The following is a 19953-nucleotide window of genomic DNA, read 5'->3' as shown; positions in this document are numbered from 1 at the left end:
ACCAACATGCTCTCAGCTAGCTGCCAATGCGGCGTTTAACGTCACCACGTTGACGTACGGTTCGCCCAGGAAGCCGAGCGTACGGCCGGTGGTGTTGTCCTTGACCAGCTGCTGAACGGCCGCCACGGTCATCCCCCGCTCGCGGGCAACCCGGTTCACCTGGATCGCGGCGTACGCGGGGCTGATGCCCGCGTCGAGGCCGCTGCCACTCGCCGTGACCGCGTCCGCGGGGACCTGTGACGGGTCGACACCATTCAGGGTGGCGACCTCCTGCCGGCGCTCGTCGATCAGCTTCACCAGCTCGGGGCTGTTCGGCCCGTACTGCGACGCCGCGCTGCCCATCCCGTCGTAGTCGACCGCGGACGGCCGCGTCTGGAACCACTTCGGATCCGGCACCATGACCGGCTTACCGTCGGCGTCCTTCTTCCCGCTGTCCATCGTGTACCCCTGACCGATCAGGTCCGAGGCGACCGGCTTCCCGTCGACCTTGATGATCGAACCGTTGGCGTTCCCGGGGAACAGCAGCTGGGCGATCCCGGTCATGCTCAGCGGATACAGCACCCCCAGCACGACGGTGAAGACCAGGAGCACCCGGACCGCGACACCGAGCTGCCGAAAATTGCTTGCCATCAGCACATAACCTTTCAGCGCAGACCGGGGATCATGGAGATCACCAGGTCGAGAAGCTTGATTCCGGCGAACGGCGAGATCAGCCCGCCGACGCCGTACACGAGCAGGTTGCGGCGCAGCATCGCCGACGCCGAGGACGGCTTGTACCGGACGCCGCGCAACGCCAGCGGCACCAGCAGCACGATGATCAGCGCGTTGAACACGATCGCGGACACGATCGCCGACTGCGGTGAGTGCAGGCCCATGATGTTCAGCTTGTCCAGCCCCGGGTACGCGGAGGCGAACAGCGCCGGCAGGATCGCGAAGTACTTGGCCACGTCGTTCGCGATCGAGAACGTGGTCAGCGAACCGCGGGTGATCAGCAACTGCTTGCCAATTTCAACGATCTCGATCAGCTTGGTCGGGTTGGAGTCCAGGTCGACCATGTTGCCGGCCTCCTTGGCGGCCGACGTGCCGGAGTTCATCGCGACGCCGACATCGGCCTGCGCGAGCGCCGGCGCGTCGTTCGTACCGTCGCCGGTCATCGCGACCAGCCGGCCGCCCTCCTGCTCCTTCTTGATCAGCGCCATCTTGTCCTCGGGCGTCGCCTCGGCCAGGAAGTCGTCCACCCCGGCCTCGTCCGCGATCGCCTTCGCGGTCAGCGCGTTGTCGCCGGTTATCATCACGGTCCGGATGCCCATCGCGCGCATCTGGTCGAACCGCTCCCGCATCCCGGCCTTGACCACGTCCTTCAGGTGAATGACGCCGAGCGCCCGCGCCTTCCCATCGATGCTCTCGGCAACGACCAGCGGCGTACCACCGGAAGCCGAGATTCCGTCGACGATCTCCCCGAGCCGGCTGTCCGTACGGCCACCGTGCTCGCCGATCCACGCATTCACGGCACCGGCCGCGCCCTTCCGGATCTGCCGGCCGTCCACGTCCACGCCACTCATCCGGGTCTGCGCCGTGAATTCCACGAACGTTGCATGCGGCAACTCACCGGTGTGCCGCTCCCGCAACCCGTACCCGGTCTTGGCCAGTACGACGATCGACCGCCCTTCCGGCGTCTCGTCGGCGAGGCTGGACAACTGCGCCGCGTCGGCCAACTCGGTGTCGGTCACGCCCTGCACCGGGATGAACTCAGCGGCCTGGCGGTTGCCCAAGGTGATGGTGCCGGTCTTGTCCAGCAGCAGTGTGTTCACATCGCCCGCCGCCTCGACCGCGCGCCCGGACATCGCCAGGACGTTGCGCTGCACGAGCCGGTCCATCCCGGCGATACCGATCGCGGACAGCAGCGCGCCGATCGTGGTCGGGATCAGGCAGACCAGCAGCGCGACCAGGATCACCACACTCAGGTTGGTGTGCGCGTAGTTCGCGAAGGTCGGCAGCGTGACGGTGGCGATCAGGAACACGATCGTCAGGCTGGCAAGCAGGATGTTCAGCGCGATCTCGTTCGGGGTCTTCTGCCGCGACGCGCCTTCGACCAGCGCGATCATCCGGTCGATGAAGCTCTCACCGGGCTTGGTGGTGATCTTCACGACGATCCGGTCGGACAGCACCTTCGTACCCCCGGTGACTGCGCTCCGATCGCCGCCCGACTCCCGGATCACCGGCGCCGACTCACCGGTGATGGCCGACTCGTCGACACTCGCGACGCCCTCGATCACGTCCCCGTCGCCCGGGATGATCTGCCCGGCCTCGACCACTACCAGATCGCCGAGCTGCAACTGGGTGGCCGGCACCTCTTCCTCGCCGTCGGCAACCAGGCGGCGTGCGGTGGTCTCGGTCTTGGCCCGGCGCAACGTCTCCGCCTGCGCCTTGCCACGGCCCTCCGCGACCGCTTCGGCGAGGTTCGCGAAGATCGTCGTCAGCCAGAGCCAGACCACGATCCACCAGGCGAACACGCTCGGATCGGTGATCGCGAAGATCGTCGACACAACCGCGCCGACCTCGACCACGAACATCACCGGGCTCTTCCACATCACCCGCGGATCGAGCTTGCGCAGCGCGTCCGGCAGTGAGCTGAGCAGCAGCTTCGGGTCGAACAGGCCCGAGGGGGCCCGCTTCGGGGTCACCGTCGGCTCCGCGGCCGGCGGGTTCATCAGCGTGGTCACAGTCCCTCCGCGAGGGGTCCGAGAGTCAGGGCGGGGAAGTAGGTCAGGCCGGTGACGATCAGCACGGTGCCGACCAGCAGCGTCACGAACAGGGCCTTGTGGGTTGGCAGCGTGCCTTGTGTCACGGGCACCGGCTGCTGTTTCGCCAGCGATCCGGCCAGCGCGAGTACGAAGAGGATCGGCACGAACCGGCCGAGCAGCATCGCGAGACCGAGCGCGGTGTTGAAGAACGGGGTGTTCGCGCTCAGCCCGCCGAACGCACTGCCGTTGTTGTTGCCGGCCGACGTGAACGCATACAGCACCTCGGAGAACCCGTGCGGGCTGTCGGTGTTGAAGATCGACGCCCGCGCCGAGGCCAGGCCCATCGCGATCGACGCACCGGCCAGCACGATCGTCGGCGTGGTCAGGATGTACAGCGAGACCAGCTTCATCTCGCGCGCGGTGATCTTCTTCTGCAGATACTCCGGCGTACGACCGACCATCAGGCCCGCGACGAAGACCGCGAGAATGGCAAGGACGAGCATCCCGTACAGGCCTGATCCGGTACCGCCCGGGGTGACTTCGCCGAGCATCATGTGGAACAGGGCCGTACCGCCGCCGAGCGGGGTGAACGAGTCGTGCGCGGAGTTCACCGCGCCGGTCGACGTCCCGGTGGTCGAGCTGGCGAACAGGGCGGACGCCCACTCGCCGAAGCGGGTCTCCTTGCCTTCCATCGCGGCACCGGCCGCCTGAGTTGCGGTGCCGGCACCTCGGTTCTCGAAGAACGTGGCGGCGAAGGTGAAGGCGGCCCAGAGCGTGCCCATCACGCCGAGGATCGCGTACCCCTGCCGCTTGTCCTTCACCATCAGGCCGAAGGTCCGGGTGATGCAGACCGGGATGACCAGCAGGAGGAAGATCTCGAACAGGTTCGACAGGCCGTTCGGGTTCTCGAACGGGTGCGCCGAGTTGGCGTTGTAGAACCCGCCGCCGTTCGTACCCAGCTCCTTGATCACCTCCTGGCTGGCGACCGGGCCGCCGGGGATGGTCTGGGTCTGGCCGACCACCGAGGTCACCTCGTGACCGCCGGAGAAGTTCTGCACGACGCCCATCGCGACCAGCGCGAGACCGCCGATGACCGCCATCGGGAGCAAGATGCGCAGCAAGGTCCTGGTCAGGTCGACCCAGAAGTTGCCGACGCGGTCGGTCTTGGAGCGGGTGAAGCCACGGATCAGCGCAATCACAACGGTCATCCCGACCGCGGCCGAAACGAAGTTCTGGACGGCCAGCCCGGCGAACTGGACCAGGTGGCCCATCGTCGCCTCAGGTGAGTACGACTGCCAGTTGGTGTTGGTGACGAACGAAGCAGCCGTGTTGAAGGCGATACCGTTCGGAACGCTGGGCAGACCGAGCGACAGCGGCAGCCAGTGCTGCAGGCGTTGCAGCAGGAAGAGCAGTACCAGGCTCGCGGCCGAGAAGGCGATCAGCGACCGCCCGTACACCGCCCAGGTCTGGTCGGCGCGCGCGTCGACGCCGAAGAGTTTGTACATGCCACGCTCGACGCGCAGGTCCTTGCCGGACTCGTAGGTACGGGCCATGTACCCGCCGAGCGGCCGGTAGACCGCCGCCAGGCACAAGATCAGGAAGCCGGCCTGCAGGAGGCCGGCCGCGGTGTCGGACATCAAAACCTCTCGGGAAAGATCAGGGCGGCGATCAGATAGAGGACCAGCGCGGCGGCAACCACCAAGCCGGCGATGTTCTCGGCGTTCATGTCATCTACTGGACACCGCTCACTGCCCGGTCAGGAGGCTTCTCGCAGCCCTCTCACACCCGGCTGTACAGCTCTCACACAGTTCTCACATACTTGCGGGTGGTATTCCGACCCACAGACAGGGATCAACACCCACGTGACTGAGATCGACACCGCCGCCCCCGCCGAGCAGTTCTTCTCCTCGGAGACGCGGGAGGCACTCGCCGCCGCGAGCCGCAAGCTCGCCGAGCGGCTGCAGGCGCACACCGACGCGCTGCTGGCGATGACCGGCGCCGAGGACCACGCCACGCTGTTCGAGCACAACGCCGCGCTCGAAGGCGTGGTCGAGGACTGGAACGACGCCGTGTTCGAGCACACCGGTACGACGCCGCTGTTGCTGGACGAGCCGGTCGAGGAAGACGACGAAGAGACCGAGCAGGACCACGTGATCAGCGTCGTGTCCCGGTTCGACCTGCGCGTCCTCGACCTGGACGCGTTGCTGGAGGCCGGTCGCGCCGCGCAGGAGCGGCACCCGGCCGAGCTGGACGAGTCCGGCGACCGCGACCCGGTCGACACCGCCGAGCAGGCCATCTACGAGATCAGCCGCGAGGTCGGCGAAGCCTGGTTCGAGCTGCCGGGTACGGAGATGGTCGCCGGAGCGCGCGCGTACGTCGTACCCGAGGCCCCGTACGAACCGCTCGACGTCGAAGCCGAGGACGTCGTCACCGAACTGATCGCCCCGAACGGCGTGGCCACCCACGCCGAGACCTGGTCCTAGACGAGCAGCTGGCCGTCCAGGACAGTGATGGCCTGACCGGTCAGCAGGACCCGATCGCCTGACGACCGGACCCGCACGACCCCGCCTCGGGCGGACGCCTGGTACCCGACCAGCTCGTCCCGCCCGAGGCGATCACCCCAGTACGGCGCCAGTCCGGTGTGCGCGCTGCCCGTCACCGGGTCCTCCGGAACCCCGCTCCCCGGCGCAAAGAACCGCGACACGAAGTCGTACTGATCGCCGGCCGCCGTGACGATCACCCCACGCAGCTTCAACCGGGTCGTCACCGCCGCGATCGCATCGAAGTCCGGTACAACGGCACGCACGGCCGCCTCATCACGGACAACGACCAGCAGGTCGCGCAGTTCTCCGGTGTCGTACGCCTCGAGCGGCTCCACGCCGAGCGCGGCCGCCAGCCCGTCCGGCACGTCCACGCCGATCGGCCGATTCACCGGGAAGTCCAAGGTGATTCCGTCCTCCGCGACCTCCGCGGTCAGGATCCCGCTCAACGTGGCGAACGAGGTCTTACCGGCCACCTTGCCGTCCGTAGCGAGGGCATGCGCAGTGGCCAGCGTCGCGTGCCCGCACAGCACGACCTCATTCGTCGGCGTGAACCAGCGCAGGTCCCAGTCCGCTTCCCCGCCCGTGCTCGGACGGACGAAGGCGGTCTCCGCGTGGTTCATCTCCGCGGCGACCGCCTGCATCCACTTCTCGTCCGGCCAGTCCCCGGCGTCCAGTACACACACGCCGGCCTGGTTTCCTACGAAAGCCCGCTCCGCAAACGCGTCGACAACCCGAATCCTCATAGGTCTGACGCTAGCCGAGATCAGTCCAGCGGGCGCAGCTCATCGGCGTACGAGACGGAGATGCGCCGCAGTACACCGTCCTTCGCGGTGTACTGACCCATCCGCCACAGCGGCGGGCTGTACGCGTGGACAGTGACACTGCCCTTGTCCAGCCCGGTCAAGCGGTGGATGTGGTCCGGACCGAAGCCGTACACGTCCCCGGCCGAGACCTCGGTTTCGATCGAGTCCGTACCGATGGCGAGGTTGTGCTCGACCAGCTTGCCCTTCGCGACCGCGACCGCGCCGGAGGAGACATCGTGGTCGTGCCAGCCGGTGTCGTTGACCGGCGTCCAGCAGATCAGCCACACGTCGACGTTGGCGTCGCGGTGCAGCGAGGCGAACACGCGCTCCTCGTCGCTGTACGCGACCTTGTCCTCCCACAGCTGCGGCTGCGCGGCGATCGACGCGGCCAGCTCCGAAAGCTCGGCGGGGGTCAGGTCGCGGCCGGGCAGGTCGTCCAGCGACAGACAGTTGTTCAGCTCCACGAGGCGGCTGGCCTGGCGGGCCGGGATGTCGGGTACATCGATGGGCTGGGCAGTCACTGCACTCCCCTCTCCGGAGTAGCTGCACCGAACAACAGCCGGTGCGGGTTGTCGTAGCGGATCACCGCGGTCGCGGCGTCGCCCTGGCGAAGGTCGGTGATCCCCGCGTACGGCCGGTCGGTGCCATGCACGACCTGGTCGATCCCGAGGACTCGCGCGACCGCGTCGATCCCCTGCGGGCCGTAGCTCGAGGTGTCGACGTACAACTTCGGGTCGATGGTGCCGAGCCGGCCGCCGCGCGCGGTCAGCCGCTCGTGATGTACGGGCGCTAGCCCGGCCGCGGCGGCGAAGCACATCCGCAGCTCCGGGTACGTGCGCCGACCCCCGTACGCATGCCAGGCCCACCATGCGGCCTGCAACTGTGCGGTGTAGTCGACAACGGGCGCCCACCAACCGGGGCCATCGGTCTTTCCGGCAGTACCGGGATGCACCAGGATCGGCCGGCCGGACAGCTCGGCGGTACGCAGCAGCTCGCTGACAGCTTCCCAGCCGGCCGGCGTACCGAGGACGTGCGCGGGCAGTTGCAGACCGAGAAAGCCCTTGTCCAGCAGGGATTTCAGCTCGTCGACGTCCGGCTCGAGCAAGTTGACGGAAGCCCAAGCGCGGAACGGCTTCGGCAGCTCCGCCGCCCCGGTGTGCCACGCGGCCAGCAGCTCGGTGTCGCCAAGCTGCTCGACACCGAGCGGACTCGACAGCGACACGGCGGCCAGCGTCGTACCGAGGTCTTGCTCCAGGGCGACCCGCTTGCCGAGCTCGTGCGCGGCGGGGTCCACGTCGTACGGCGCCTCGGTCGCGGTGTGCAGCGTCCAGCCGGTCAGGTACGGCGGTTCGCGGCGAGCCCGGAGCCGGTCGACGAAGGCTTCCGGCCAGAGGTGCTGATGGACGTCGATCATCGACCCCTCCTCTCGCCAGTTTGATCAAATTGAAGCGCTTCAGCGTGTACCAAGTGAAGCGCTTCAAAGGGCGTGCTGTCAAGTTTCTGTCCGTACCGGCCGCTAGGGTCGTGGGCATGTCCGGAACCGGCCGCAGGCCAACCCTCAAGGACATTGCCGCCGAGACCGGGCTCTCGATGGCCGCGGTGTCGTACGCGCTGCGTGGCCTGCACGGCACGCCCGAGACCCGGCAACGGGTTCAGGACGCGGCCGAGCGGCTCGGGTACCAGGCCGATCCGGTCGCCCGGGCGCTCGCTTCCGGGCGCAGCGGCTCGGTCGGCGTACTCTGCGCATCGCTCGAGGACCTGTGGCAGCAGCGGGTCGCCGCCGCGCTCGGCCGCGAGCTGCTCGCCCCGGACCGGAACGCCTGGATCATCGACTCGGCCGGCGACGCCGACCGGCAGCTCGAGCTCGCCCAGCACCTGGTCGACCACCGCGCCGACGCGATCGTGGTGATCCCGATCGACCCGGCCGCGAAGGGCTGGGCGGAGATCGCCGAGCAGGCACCGGTGATCGCGATCGGCGACGCGCTGCCGGGCGCGAAGGCGAAGTCCGAGGTCATCCTGGACAACGAGACCGGGGTCAGCACGGCGCTGCGCCGGCTCGCCGACGCCGGCCACCGCGACCTCGCCGTACTCAGCCCGAGCCGGCGCTTCGAGGTGGAACGCCCCGCCGAGGAGATCGCGGAGCGGATCGCGCGCGACCTCGGCCTGACCGTCCGGCTGCTGCAGTGCCCGCACGATCTGGCCGGCGCCACCGACGTCGCCCGGACGCTGCTGACCAGCACCCGGCGCCCGACCGGCATCCTCGCCCTCGCCGACTCGATGGCCTTCGGCGTCTACGCCGCGAGCCGCGAGCTCGGCCTGCGCATCCCCGACGACCTGTCCCTGCTCGGGTACGACGACCAGCCGATGTCCCAGCTGCTCACGCCACCACTGTCGACCTTCCACTGGCCGCTCGACGCCCTGGTCGGCCACGTCGTCGCCCGCGTCACCTCCGCGATCGACACCAACCGCCGGGTCCGGCGCACCACCCTCACCCCAGCCCTGATCGAACGCGGCTCGGTAGCCGCCCCGCCCACCCCCTGAGCGAAGCGCCATCCACCCACCGCGATTCTCCACCCCTCCAAACTAAACCAAAACACTAGACTTACCCCCCGCGTCCACCATCCGGACCCCCGTCCTACACACCGAACCCCCGCCCCCACCGCCCTCCCCCGTCTCAGGGGTCAGCCCCTCAGCTAGTGGGTTGACCCCTCGCATTTCCAGGGGCCAACCCGCCATCTCAGGGGCCGACCCCTCAAACGGCGAAAGGCCGGACGGCGAAGGCCGGTGCGGTTCGCAGGTTCGCCGACCTCGCTCGGGGGTTGACCCCTGAGGTAGCGGGTTGACCCCTCGCATTTTCAGGGGCCAACCCTCCAGCTCAGGGGCTGACCCCTGAGACGGGGAAGGGCGGTGGGGTTCGCGGGGTCGTTGGTGTCGGTTGGGGGTTGGGCGCTGGGATGGCGGAAGGCCGGTCGAGGGGTGCTCGGCCGGCCTTCGCGGGGTGGTGCGGTACTACGCGGGGTGGTGCGGTACTAGTCGGTGCGGGGGTTACTTGGTGCCGAAGACCTGGAGTTCGGTCATGTCGGTGAACTTGCAGCCACCGAAGGCCCCGTTCGGGCAGTTGGTGGCGAAGTCCGGGACCTGCGGGCTGAGCATCCAGAACCGGACGTACTGGACGCCGGTCGCGTTGCCGGTCGGGGCGACCAGGTTGTACTTGCCCCGGTTGGCGGCGCCGAACGTACCCTCCGCCGCGGTGGCCCAGGTGCTGCCGTCCGCCGAGGTCTCGATCCGGTACTGGCCGGTGGACGAGCTGCCCGGGTCGCCGCAGGTGTTCGACGGGTCGACGTTGAAGTTGCTGACGTTGACCTTGGCCGGCAGCTTGATGTCGACGTGCTTGGCGATCATGGTGTTGGTCGCCGTGCCGTTGTTGTCACCGGTGGTGCTGCCCCAGCCGGTGCCCTGCGCGTTGTCGATGGCGAAGTCCGGCCCACACTGCGGGCTGAAGTCGGGCCCGTTGAAGCCGGCCACCGTACCGCCGCCGGACGAGGCCGCCCAGTTGCGCCGCGGTACGAAGTTCGCGCTGGCGCCCGGGCTGACCTTGACCGACTGGACGATCAGCTCGTAACCCGGCGCGGAGACGACCACCTTCGGGTACGTGCCCGGAGCCACGCCCGTGATCGTGTACTTGCCGCTGGCATCGGTCGAACCGGCGTAGTCACCGGCGTACCCGGACGAGTGGCCGCCGACGTAGACCAGCGCGCCCGCGATCGGGGCACCGGTGTCCTTGTCCTTGACCGTGCCGCTCAGCGTGGTGGTCGCACCTGTCGGCGGCTTGTGGAAGTCCTCCGCCGGGTAGGCGTCGCCGCCGTCGACGACACCGGCGTACCAGCCCATGCCCCGGTTGGCGAAGACCGTCCAGATGATGTCGGCGTTCTTGCCGCCGCTGGCGATCAGGTCGGCCTGGACGATCGCGTTCCGCATGTCGAGCATCGTCGGGTCGGCCGGAGCCAGCTCCATCGCCCGGGTGATGATGCTCATCGCGTACCCGCGGCCGAAGCGCTCGCGCAGGTCCCAGAGCGTCTGCGCCCAGACCTCACCGGACGAGTGCACCTCCGGCGTACCGCCGATGGTCGGGAAGTCGCCGTACGTGTACCCGCCCTTGGTGCCGTTCGCCTTGACGCAGTTCGGGCTGACCGCCTTCACGCGGCAGTCGATCGCCTCGGTACGGAACAGTTCGCCGTGCGCGACGTACTTGCCCTCGAGGACCTCACCAGGGGCGGTGGTGTCCTTCTCCAGACCGTGCGAGACCAGGTAGTCCATCGCGTAGAAGTCGCTCCACGCCTCACCCATCGAGCCGGCCTGGATGCTGTTCAGCGTCGAGTTGCCGGTGGCGTCGACGACCAGGCGGTTGGACAGACCGTGGGTGTACTCGTGGTACAGGATGCTGGCGTCGTTCGCGCCGCTGGCCGGTACGTAGCCGTCCTGCGCGTCGGTCGCGCCGGGCTGGTGCCACAGGTACATCTGCATGGTCGGCGGGGTGCCGTCCGGCGGGGTGTTCATGTTCGCGTTGTCGATGTGGTTCGCGTCCGGTCCGCCGTTGGCGCCGGTGGCCGCGCCGTCGAGCGCGTTCAGGTGCACCGGGTCGCCGCCGGCCGCGTCGAACGAGCCCGCCGCCGGGGTGAAGCTGATCGGCGGCTTCGCCAGCCAGTCGTGGAAGTTGCTGGCCAGGTAGAACGCGTTCGTGACGTCCTGGTTCATGTTCGTCTTCCAGGAGTCCGGCTTCGCCGGGTCCCAGGTGCAGATGTAGGACGCGGAGCAGAACGACGACGCGTTCGGGAAGCTGGTCAGCTTGTACTCGGCGCCGGTCCCGCTGGGCCCCGCCTTGCCGGGCACCTTGACCGTCTCACCGGCATTCGGCTGGTTGTCGTCGTTGACGTCCGCCCAGGCCGCGACCGACGTACCCTCGAGCAGCGTCTTCGCGTTCTTCGGCAGCCACTTGTTGTAGATCAGGTTCTCGACCCGCTGGGTACCACCCTTGGCCGCGCCCGGGTAGTTGTCCTGGACGAGCGCGTCACCGTTCGCCGCGCTGGACAGGTTCCGGCGGAAGAGCAGCCCGCCGGTCTGGGCGTCGATCACGTGCGTGTACACCTTGGTGCCGCCGGCGTTCACGTACGTCATCCAGCCCTTGCGCAGACGGTCCGCGGTGTGGAACCAGACCTGCTTGGCGGTGTCGCCGTTGCTGAAGGTGGTGCTGACCCCGGCGGACTTCGCGGTCGCGGACTTCGCCGTGCCGCCGACGTCCTCGATGGCGGCGCTGCGGGCGGCCGAGGCGCTGAGCTTCGGCGCGGCGGCCGCGGAGCGGGACTGCGCCGCGGTGGCCAGGCCGGAGACCGGGGAACCCATCACGGAGACCAGCTGGCCGTGCTTGGTGACGTTGGCCTTCAGGCCGTTGCCGAACACCTCGACGCCGTCGACGACCTGGGACCAGAAGATGTGGTGCGTACCGAGCTCGTCGACGTAGTCCTTGCGCAGCTTCAGCGTGCCGAGGTCGGCGGCGGAGAGCTTGAAGACCTCCGGGTGCGCCTTCACGTAGTCGAGGACGATGGTCTCGGCCTTCTTGCCGCTCTTGCCGGTGAGGAAGCCGTTCAGCTTGGTGACCTGGGCCGGCGTACCGGTGTTCGGGTCGAGCTCGACGACACCCTGGGTGCCGAGCGAGTTGCGGAACTTCTCCGAAGCCGCGGTCTCCTTGCCGGCCACCTTCGCGGACCGCGCGTAGGTGGTCTTGGCGTTCGGCGTCCGGGCGTCGTAGTAGCCCTTCTGCTCCTTGCCGCTGAAGTTCTCCGACTGGGCGGGCTTGGCCGGGTCGGGCTTCGCGGTCTGGGCGGCGTTCGCACCGGTGGCCGTCATGGCCAGCACGGTCGCGGCCGCGGAGACGGCGGAGACTGCCAGGAGCCCCCGCCCTCTGCGTGATGTGGTCACAGCAAATCTCCATGGAGTTCGTGTTGGCGGGTCGCCCTCCACGACCCGTCCCGGGGGCTGACATTAAGCCTGCGGGGGCGTCCGGGGAAGAGAAATCACCGGATTGCCTGGGAGTTGAGGGTTGTCCTTCGTGCCCGGAACAGTACTAGTAGTGACCGGGAAGTTGCAGTCAGCCACTGCCCGATCACTACTAGTGTCGAAAATCGATCAGAAAGCGCCGGCACCGTTCGGCGTACCGAGACCGGTCGGACCGTCCCAGCCGGCCCGGGCGTTGCACCACTGCGTCGTCGGGCAGGAGCCGTTGCTGCCACTCGTCACATCGAACAGCGAACCCGGATGGGCGTACGGCAACGCGTTCGCGTACCCGGCGGTGTTGCCGGACAGCGCGTACACCGCGGCGATGATCGGCGCGGCCTCACTCGTACCGCCGAACTGCGCCCAGGTCGACGCAGTCTTGCTCGTCGGGTAGTAGATCGCCATCCCGCCCTTGGCCGGATCGGCCGCGGCAGAGACATCGGCCATCGCCCGCTTCGAGCAGCCGGTGTCGAACGACGCGGCCGCGCTCAGCGCGGTGTTGTACGTCGAGCATCCCGATCCCGCGCCGCTCCAGACACTCTCGCTCCAGCCCCGAGCGTTGCTCGCGGCAACCAATGAGGTGCCACCGACAGCGGTCGTGTACGACGACGACGCCGGGTAGCTGCCGCCCTGGTAGCCGTTGTCGCCGGTCGATGCGGTGACGGCGATCCCCGGGTGGTTGTAGTAGCTGCCGTACGTCGAGTCGGCCGCGTCACTGCCGCCGTAACTGTTGGAGATGGCAACGACCCCGGCCTGCTTGGACGCTGTCACGACCGCGGCACCGAGGTCCGCGAAGCTCGCCGACTTGGCCTGGACCATGATGATCTTCGCGTCCGGCGCGGCCGCCGAGACCGCATCCACGTCGAGCGCCTGCTCGCCGGCCCAGCCGGCGTTGAACTTCGGCAACGCGGTGCCGCCGTTCTGGTCGATCACGCGCAGACAGCCGTTGGCCGTCGTACACGCGGACAGGCCGAACTGGGAGCGATAGACGCCGAGGTCCCGTTCCAGATTCGGGTAGCCGTACGCGTCCACGATGGCGACCGTCCGGCCGCCGGCGCTGAGGCCGTTGAGTTTGTAGGCGTCGCGCAGACCGGTCGGGGTGAGACCGGTCGACGGCGGCGCGGCGGAAGCCGGAGCGACGCCGTTCGCGTCGACCAGCTTGATCGCGTTGCAGACCGCGGTGTGTGCGGACCTGACGACGGAGCAGACCTTGGCGGCATGCTTTCCGGCGGTGTACGGGGCGGGGGCCGCGACGGCTCCCTGGACGGTCAGTCCGGCGACGGCGAGAGCACCGACACCCAGGGCGGACACGAGAATCCGTTGCCTCAACTGGACTCCTCGAGTTGTGGCCGGACCTCCGCCCGAGCTTCCCGTACTGCCGGGGGGCGGAGACCGGCAATGGTTGGGATACTTCGCATCGTCCGCCCGGGCAATGATCCGGGGCCAGCGATCGGACCGCTGACATCTGTCATGGGTGCACCCGTGACATCCGGCCCAGCCGGACCCGGTTTCCCGCGTGATCCCGGCAGCCGCGGCGGCTCCGGGCGCGGCGAAGGATTCCCCCTGAGTTTTCCCGGTTCCGGCCCTTGACACCGTTTCGGCGGCCGGGCCTATGCTGACCGGACTTGTGAGAAATCGATTTCCCTGTGCTGGAGGACGGTCATGAATCAGCCCCTGCTCAGCCGGCGGCCCATCACCAGACGCCGCTTCCTGCAGACCACCGGTGGGACGGCGCTCGCCGCCTCGCTGGCAGCCTGTGGTGGCGGCAACGGCAGCGGCGGTTCCGGTACCAAGGAACTGTCGTTCGTCTACATGGGCACGGCCGAGCAGCAGGCCACCTGGAACAAGCTGTTCGCGAAGTTCACCGAGCAGCATCCGGAGATCAAGCTCAAAGCCGAGGGCATCCCGCTGTCCAACTGGGGTGACTTCTTCAACAAGCTGTCCACCCGGATCGCCGGCGGCCAGGTCCCGGACGTGATCCAGATCGCCACCGAAGGCCAGCGGCTGTTCGCCTCCAAGGGCCTGCTCGCGCCGCTCGACGACTACATCAAGAAGGACCAGTCGACGATCGACGAGTACTACGCCGACATGGACCCGAACCTGATCGAGTGGGACAAGAAGTACGCCTCCACCGACGGCAAGACGTACTACCTGCCGGGCGAGTTCAACACGATGTGCATGTGGTACTCGAAGGACCTGTTCAAGAAGGCCGGCGTACCGGAGCCGACGCCGAAGTGGACCTGGGACGACTTCCGGCACGCCTGCGAGCAGATCAAGGCGAAGACCGGCGCGTTCGGGTACGCGGCCGACTCGGCGTACTTCGGCGCGATCATGCCCTGGCTGCTCACCAACGGGACCAGCAGCTTCAGCGAGGACTGGTCGAAACCGACCTTCGACGACCCGAAGGCGATCGAGGCGGCGGAGTTCAACCGGAAGCTGGTGGCCGACAAGCTGTCGCCGCCGCCCGGCGGCACGTTCGACGCGTTCACCGCCGCGGCGCAGGGCAAGCTGGCGATGTTCGGCGGCGGGCGCTGGCCGATCATCAGCATCCGGAACCTGAAGGCGACCACGAAGATGGGCATCGTGCCGTGGCCGACCAAGGTCGAGCAGGGCTCGCCGGTCGGCTGGAACGGGTACCCGATCCTGAAGGCGTCGAAGAAGAAGGACGACGCCTGGACGTTCATCAAGTTCCTGATCTCCAAGGAAGGCTCGTCGACATTCGCCCAGCTCGGCGGCACGATCGTGCCGGCCCGGAAGTCGATCGCGAACAGCCAGTCGTTCCTCGAGGACGCGCCGACCGGAACGCAGTACCTGTACCAGGCACTCAGCTACGCGACGCCGATCCCGTCGCCGGACAAAGGCGCCGCGGTGCAGAAGGCGATCGAGGACGGCTGGAAGCAGGTCCTGACCGGTAACGCCACGCCCGCCGACGCGCTCGGCAAGGCGCAGACCGCACTGGAGGGATTGGTCTGAGCCGCCGCCTGCATCCCCAGCCTCAGCCTCAGCCTAAGCCTCAGCCGCACCAGCAGCGCCGGGATTGGTTGCCAGGCTACTTGTTCATCAGCCCGGCCGTCCTGCTCTTCCTGATCTTCGTCGCGCTGCCACTGCTCGCTGCCTTCGGCCTCAGCCTGTTCCACTGGGACCTGCTCAGTACGCCGGAGTTCGCCGGGCTGGACAACTTCAAGCAACTGGTCCAGGACTCGGCGACCATCCGGGCGGTCTTCAACACCTTCGTCTTCGCGCTCGCGTCGGTCGTCACGCATGTCGGGATCGGCATGCTGCTCGCGCTCGGCGTCCACCGGACGATGACCCGCGGCACCAAGTACTTCGTCCGGACCGCGTTCTTCTTTCCGTTCCTGGTCTCCTGGGCGGCGGTCGCGCTGCTCTGGAAGTACGTGCTCGACCCGACCTTCGGCATCGCGGCGTACTACCTCCAGTCGTCGACGAACTGGCTGGCGTCGCCGACCTGGGCGCTGCCGACGCTGATCGTGGTCGACTGGTGGCACACCATCGGGTACACGTTCATCATCCTGCTGGCCGGTCTGCAGACGGTCCCGGCGCAGTTGCACGAGGCGGCCCGGGTGGACGGTGCGAACGCGTGGTGGCGGTTCTGGAGCGTGACGCTGCCGGTGATGTCGCCGACGATCTTCTTCGCCACCGTGATCACGTTCATCGGCGCGTTCCAGATCTTCGATCCGATGGTGATCATGACGCAGGGTGGACCGGACGGTGCGACCCGGAGCATCGTCCAGTACACGTACGAAAAGGGCTTCCAGTCGTTCGAGGTCGGGTACGCGGCCGCGCTGTCGCTGGTGCTCTTCGTGGTGATCATGGTCGTGACCGGTCTGCAGTTCCGGCTGAGCCGACGGTGGGTGCACCAGTGAAGGGCCGGCTGCTCGACCTCGTCCTGGTGCTCGCCGGTCTGGTGATGATCGCGCCGCTGGTCTGGCTGATCGTGACCGCGTTGTCGGAGCCGATCAACGCGTTTCAGTTGCCGCCGCAGTGGATTCCGCGGCCGCCGACGCTGCAGAACTTCCAGCAGGTACCGGACCTGATCCCGTTCGCGCAGATGGCCTGGAACAGCGTGCAGATCGCGGTCATCACGACGGCAGGCGCCCTGCTGACCAGTGCATTGGCCGCGTACGCGTTCAACCGGCTGCGCTTTCCGGGCCGCGACCAGATCTTCTCCGTACTGCTAGCGGCGCTGGTCGTGCCGGTGCAGCTGACTGTGGTGCCGATCTTCATCATGATGCGCTGGCTGCATCTGGTGGACACGACGGTGGCGATCTGGTTGCCGGCGTTGGTGAACGTGTTCGGGATCTTCTTTCTCCGGCAGTACATCTCGTCGATTCCGCGCGAGCTGGACGAGGCGGCGATCATGGACGGCGCGGGGCACTTCTGGATCTTGTTCCGGGTGATCCTGCCGCTGGCCCGGCCCGGGCTGACGGCGCTCGGGATCTTCGTGTTCGAGGCGTCGTGGAACAACTTCTTCTGGCCGTACATCTTCCTGTCGTCGCCGGAGAAGATGACGCTGCCGGTGGGTCTGGTGTCGCTGCAGGGTGCGGTGGGCGGCGGCCCTGCGGTGGTGTTGTTCGCGGCAATCACTTTGGTCGTGCTGCCGATCCTCGTCCTGTTCCTGATCTTCCAGCGCTCGTTCATCGCTTCGATCGCGACTACTGGGCTGCGCGCATGACCAACCATCTGCCCGCGGCATTCAAGGCGCTGTGGCATGAGCTTCCGCTGGTTGCCTCTGCTGGCGTATTGGTCTGTACAGCATCGGCTCTTGTGGTCCTACTGAGCCCTGGGCTCTCTCCGCTCAGTGTGCTGCTTACAGCACTTGTTGTCTCACCGGTCTGGGCCGCTGTCATCGCAACCACGGACGCGGTCGTACTGAAAGATCGCGGCGGTGTTCCACAACTGTTGAAGAACCTGTGGAAAACAGCGGCTGCCGGGCTGGAGGTGGGTATAGTTCCTGGCGTAGTGGTAGCCGTTGCCTTGGTCAACTGGCATGCGTTGTCTCCGCTGTTCGCACTCCCCTTCGCCATCAGCGGTTGTGTCAGCGTTCTCCTACTACTTGCCTCTTGTTACGCCTTCAGCCTCCGCGTCACCTCGGGGCTACGTGGCAAACGACTCTGGTTCACCGCACTGCACCTGGTCGCCCGTGCGCCACTGGTTCCGCTAGGCGTACTGGCACTCGTCGTTGTCGCACTTCTACTCAGCACTTCGGTAACCGCTTCGCTGCTGCTGCTCGCACCCGGTCCGGTGGCGTTGTTCGCCTCTGCCGGTACATGGATGGAGAAAGATGCACTACACCGGTGACAACCTTCGACACTTCGCACTGCCCTTGGGAGGTCTTGGTACGGGCACAGTCGCGCTGGCGGGCAACGGTGCACTTCGCCAATGGCAACTGCACAACATCGGCAACCACGAGGGCCACGTACCCGACAGCTTCTTTGCGATCCGGCTGTCCCGGATAGAGCCGCCACTGGACGAGATCCGGTTGCTGCAAGGTCCTTCGCAGCAGCCCAGCAACACTCCGCTCGTCACGGACGACCTGGTACCCGCGGGTGAGGCTCGGTTGCAGGAAACCATCCAACCCGTCGGTTTATCCACAGTTACAGCGACCTATCCCCAGGCACATGTGGATTACTCGACTGATCTGCCGGTTGAGATCAGCTTGGATGTGTTCAACCCGTTGGTGCCGGCTGACCCGTCTGTCAGCTCACTGCCGGTTGTGGCGTTCACCTTCACGTTGCACAACCCGGGTGAGATCTCAGTGCACGGCAAGCTCGCTGGCGCCCTGCAGAACTCGGTGGGTTGGGACGGTGTCACGCCTATCGACGGCGTCTCCTGCAGCTCGTACGGCGGGAACACGAACCGGGTGCGCCGGGGTGACTGGACTTCGCTGGTGCTGGAGAACACCACTCTTCCCCAGGATCATCCTGGTTGTGGACAACTCGTGCTGGCGACCGATCGTGCTGATGCGCTGGTTTATCCACAGTTTTGCCGGCCGGAGGAATTCGTTGCCTTTCTCAACGGTCCGGTGACCCCAGCTGCTGGTGCGAGTGCGGCCGGCAGCACGTGGAACGGTGGTTTGGCGGTTCCGTTCCACCTGGAGCCTGGTGAGACCAAGCAGGTTCGGTTCCTGATCGCGTGGCACTTCCCAAACCGATATGTCGACTTCAATCAGTTCGGTCCGCATCCTGAGTACGGTCACAGCCGGTTCTGGTTGGGCAATGCGTACACCCGTCGTACGCCCGATGCCGTGGCTGTGGCCGATGCTTTCATCCCGCGCTGGTCGGAGTTGGCTGAGCTGACGCGCGAGTGGGCGGAGGCGTTCGAGTCGAGCAGTCTGCCTGGGGAAGCCGGTGCGCGACTCGCTGCGCTCGCCGCTGACGTACGCAGCCCCACTGTTTTCCAGACCGCTGATGGTGACGTGCTTGGCTTCGAGGGGGTTCTCGGCGCGTCCACGGTGATGTGGGGCGGACGGTACGGCGGCTCTTGTCCGTTGAACTGCACGCACGTGTGGAACTACGAGCAGACGCTGTCCCGGTTGTTCCCATCGTTGGAGCAGAACATGCGGGACACCGAGTACGACGTGATGCAGGCACCGGAGGGGTACATCCCGCACCGGGTTCGCGCACCGCTGTACATGAAGCAGCTCTGGGATGTGGTGATTGGCGGGCCGGAAGAGCCTGCACTGGACGGCATGCTCGGGACGGTGCTCAAGACGTACCGCGAAGTACGTCAAGGCGCCGGGCTGGAATGGCTGGAGCGCCGATGGCCCAGTGTGGTTCGGCTGCTCGACCACATCCATGGCAAGTGGGTACGGGACGGTGTGCTGCGGGGCATCCAGCCGAGTACGCATGACATCGACTTGTGTGGTGTGAACTCGTTCATGGGCACGCTCTGGCTCGCCGCGCTTCGTGCGGCGGAGGAGATGGCGTCGCTGCTTGGGGAGGACGGCAAGGAGTACAGGAGGCTGTTCGAGGCCGGCAGCAAGGCGTACGACGAGTTGCTGTTCACCGGCGAGTACTACCGGCAGATCCTCGACCCTGACGAGACGCGTGACTTCCAGTGGGGCGACGGCTGCCTGGCGGATCAGCTCATCGGTCAGTGGTGGGCGCACCAATTGGACCTGGGCTACATCCTTCCGGCTGATCATGTACGGACCGCGCTGCGGAACGTCGTACGCCACAACCTCCGCACCGGCTTCCACGACTTCGACCACCCGTACCGTGTGTTCGCGGACGAGGACGACACCGGTTTGCTGATGTGTACGTGGCCGCACGGTGGCCGACCGGACATCCCCACCCGGTACTGCGACGAGGTGTGGACCGGTTCCGAGTACCAGGTCGCCGCCCACTGCCTGTACGAGGGCCTCACCGACGAGGGCATGGCCATCCTGCAAGGACTCTGGTCCAGGTACGACGGCACCCGGCGCAACCCGTTCAACCCCATCGAGTGCGGCGACCACTACATCCGCAACGCCGCCGGCTGGTCAGTACTGGAAGCCCTGACCGGCTACCAGCACAACGCCCTCACCCAAACCATCACCTTCGCCCCACTGGCCATCGCCCGCACCGACGACACCTGGCACTTCCCCTTCACCACCAACACCGGCTGGGCCACCGCCACCCACACCAAAAACACGCTGACCCTCGACTGCAAGTCCGGCCACCTGAACGTACACACAGTCCACCTCGACGGCACCACGTACACAGTCGACACGGCGATCGTGCCTGGTACGCCGCTCGTACTGGAGAGATAGGTGAGTGCCGGCCGTCCGGCAACGCCACCGGACGGTCGGCA

Annotated in this window: 16 protein-coding genes; 7 read left to right on the top strand and 9 right to left on the bottom strand. The window is 67.1% G+C overall.

Annotation, left to right across the window (positions count from 1 at the left end; translation table 11 throughout):
• Positions 1-12: 12 nt before the first annotated feature.
• From kdpC to kdpF, 4 genes are read right to left on the bottom strand one after another with little or no spacing between them, the layout of a single operon-like run.
• Complete coding sequence (gene kdpC, locus ABD260_RS00625; RefSeq protein ID WP_344231287.1) at positions 13-636, bottom strand: K(+)-transporting ATPase subunit C; 624 nt, start codon at positions 634-636, stop codon at positions 13-15.
• A gap of 8 nt (positions 637-644) precedes the next feature.
• On the bottom strand, positions 645-2711 hold the full coding sequence (gene kdpB / locus ABD260_RS00620; RefSeq protein ID WP_344231686.1) for a potassium-transporting ATPase subunit KdpB: 2067 nt from the start codon (positions 2709-2711) through the stop codon (positions 645-647).
• 8 nt (positions 2712-2719) lie between these two features.
• A complete protein-coding gene (gene kdpA / locus ABD260_RS00615; protein WP_344231286.1) occupies positions 2720-4381 on the bottom strand; it encodes a potassium-transporting ATPase subunit KdpA in 1662 nt (553 codons plus the stop codon).
• Complete coding sequence (kdpF, locus tag ABD260_RS00610) at positions 4381-4470, bottom strand: K(+)-transporting ATPase subunit F (RefSeq protein ID WP_184839334.1); 90 nt, start codon at positions 4468-4470, stop codon at positions 4381-4383. Before kdpF ends, kdpA begins: the two co-directional genes overlap by 1 nt.
• 136 nt (positions 4471-4606) lie before the next feature.
• Here kdpF and ABD260_RS00605 point away from each other — a divergent pair, with 136 nt between their 5' ends.
• The gene (locus tag ABD260_RS00605; protein WP_344231285.1) at positions 4607-5227 is read left to right on the top strand and encodes a hypothetical protein; all 621 of its coding nucleotides are present in this window, start codon (positions 4607-4609) and stop codon (positions 5225-5227) included.
• Here the strand turns inward: ABD260_RS00605 and ABD260_RS00600 are convergent.
• From ABD260_RS00600 to ABD260_RS00590, 3 genes are read right to left on the bottom strand one after another with little or no spacing between them, the layout of a single operon-like run.
• Entirely contained in the window at positions 5224-6030 is an 807-nt protein-coding gene (locus ABD260_RS00600; RefSeq protein ID WP_344231284.1) for a PhzF family phenazine biosynthesis protein, read from the bottom strand. The two genes, ABD260_RS00605 and ABD260_RS00600, sit on opposite strands and share 4 nt — an antisense overlap.
• Positions 6031-6050: 20 nt before the next feature.
• On the bottom strand, positions 6051-6611 hold the full coding sequence (locus ABD260_RS00595; RefSeq protein ID WP_184839328.1) for a cysteine dioxygenase family protein: 561 nt from the start codon (positions 6609-6611) through the stop codon (positions 6051-6053).
• Positions 6608-7504, bottom strand: a complete 897-nt coding sequence (locus tag ABD260_RS00590) for an amidohydrolase family protein (RefSeq protein WP_344231283.1) — start codon at positions 7502-7504, stop codon at positions 6608-6610. Before ABD260_RS00590 ends, ABD260_RS00595 begins: the two co-directional genes overlap by 4 nt.
• Before the next feature lie 116 nt (positions 7505-7620).
• Between ABD260_RS00590 and ABD260_RS00585 the strand changes: the two genes are divergently transcribed.
• Positions 7621-8631, top strand: coding sequence for a LacI family DNA-binding transcriptional regulator (locus tag ABD260_RS00585; protein WP_344231282.1), 1011 nt, complete (start codon positions 7621-7623; stop codon positions 8629-8631).
• Between the two features lie 504 nt (positions 8632-9135).
• On the opposite strand, the gene ABD260_RS00580 is transcribed toward ABD260_RS00585, so the two are convergent.
• Together ABD260_RS00580 and ABD260_RS00575 are read right to left on the bottom strand one after the other, a co-directional pair.
• Positions 9136-11994, bottom strand: a complete 2859-nt coding sequence (locus tag ABD260_RS00580) for a M36 family metallopeptidase (protein ID WP_344231281.1) — start codon at positions 11992-11994, stop codon at positions 9136-9138.
• A gap of 279 nt (positions 11995-12273) precedes the next feature.
• The gene (locus ABD260_RS00575) at positions 12274-13470 is read right to left on the bottom strand and encodes a S53 family peptidase (protein ID WP_344231280.1); all 1197 of its coding nucleotides are present in this window, start codon (positions 13468-13470) and stop codon (positions 12274-12276) included.
• A 333-nt stretch (positions 13471-13803) separates the two neighbouring features.
• Between ABD260_RS00575 and ABD260_RS00570 the strand changes: the two genes are divergently transcribed.
• From ABD260_RS00570 to ABD260_RS00550, 5 genes are all read left to right on the top strand, one after another.
• Entirely contained in the window at positions 13804-15114 is a 1311-nt protein-coding gene (locus tag ABD260_RS00570) for an extracellular solute-binding protein (protein ID WP_344231279.1), read from the top strand.
• Positions 15115-15182: 68 nt separating this feature from the next.
• Entirely contained in the window at positions 15183-16025 is an 843-nt protein-coding gene (locus ABD260_RS00565) for a carbohydrate ABC transporter permease (RefSeq protein WP_344231278.1), read from the top strand.
• Positions 16010-16834, top strand: a complete 825-nt coding sequence (locus tag ABD260_RS00560) for a carbohydrate ABC transporter permease (protein WP_344231277.1) — start codon at positions 16010-16012, stop codon at positions 16832-16834. Before ABD260_RS00565 ends, ABD260_RS00560 begins: the two co-directional genes overlap by 16 nt.
• A complete protein-coding gene (locus ABD260_RS00555) occupies positions 16831-17460 on the top strand; it encodes a hypothetical protein (protein ID WP_344231276.1) in 630 nt (209 codons plus the stop codon). Before ABD260_RS00560 ends, ABD260_RS00555 begins: the two co-directional genes overlap by 4 nt.
• Positions 17444-19912 (top strand): GH116 family glycosyl-hydrolase, encoded by a 2469-nt coding sequence (locus tag ABD260_RS00550; RefSeq protein WP_344231275.1) that lies wholly within the window; start codon positions 17444-17446, stop codon positions 19910-19912. Before ABD260_RS00555 ends, ABD260_RS00550 begins: the two co-directional genes overlap by 17 nt.
• The last annotated feature ends 41 nt before the right edge of the window (positions 19913-19953 follow it).

This window comes from Kribbella hippodromi (assembly GCF_039531045.1).
Lineage (GTDB): Bacteria > Actinomycetota > Actinomycetes > Propionibacteriales > Kribbellaceae > Kribbella > Kribbella hippodromi.
This window is presented reverse-complemented; position numbering and strand designations above follow the sequence as displayed.

What these genes read in the sequence shown, in the direction of transcription:
- ABD260_RS00570 (WP_344231279.1), top strand. Translation starts at nt 13,804, where the DNA reads ATGAATCAGCCCCTGCTCAGCCGGCGGCCCATCACCAGACGCCGCTTC.
- kdpF (WP_184839334.1), bottom strand. Translation starts at nt 4,470, where the DNA reads ATGAACGCCGAGAACATCGCCGGCTTGGTGGTTGCCGCCGCGCTGGTC.
- ABD260_RS00600 (WP_344231284.1), bottom strand. Translation starts at nt 6,030, where the DNA reads ATGAGGATTCGGGTTGTCGACGCGTTTGCGGAGCGGGCTTTCGTAGGA.
- kdpB (WP_344231686.1), bottom strand. Translation starts at nt 2,711, where the DNA reads ATGAACCCGCCGGCCGCGGAGCCGACGGTGACCCCGAAGCGGGCCCCC.
- ABD260_RS00555 (WP_344231276.1), top strand. Translation starts at nt 16,831, where the DNA reads ATGACCAACCATCTGCCCGCGGCATTCAAGGCGCTGTGGCATGAGCTT.
- ABD260_RS00550 (WP_344231275.1), top strand. Translation starts at nt 17,444, where the DNA reads ATGCACTACACCGGTGACAACCTTCGACACTTCGCACTGCCCTTGGGA.
- ABD260_RS00590 (WP_344231283.1), bottom strand. Translation starts at nt 7,504, where the DNA reads ATGATCGACGTCCATCAGCACCTCTGGCCGGAAGCCTTCGTCGACCGG.
- kdpA (WP_344231286.1), bottom strand. Translation starts at nt 4,381, where the DNA reads ATGTCCGACACCGCGGCCGGCCTCCTGCAGGCCGGCTTCCTGATCTTG.
- ABD260_RS00585 (WP_344231282.1), top strand. Translation starts at nt 7,621, where the DNA reads ATGTCCGGAACCGGCCGCAGGCCAACCCTCAAGGACATTGCCGCCGAG.
- ABD260_RS00580 (WP_344231281.1), bottom strand. Translation starts at nt 11,994, where the DNA reads ATGACGGCCACCGGTGCGAACGCCGCCCAGACCGCGAAGCCCGACCCG.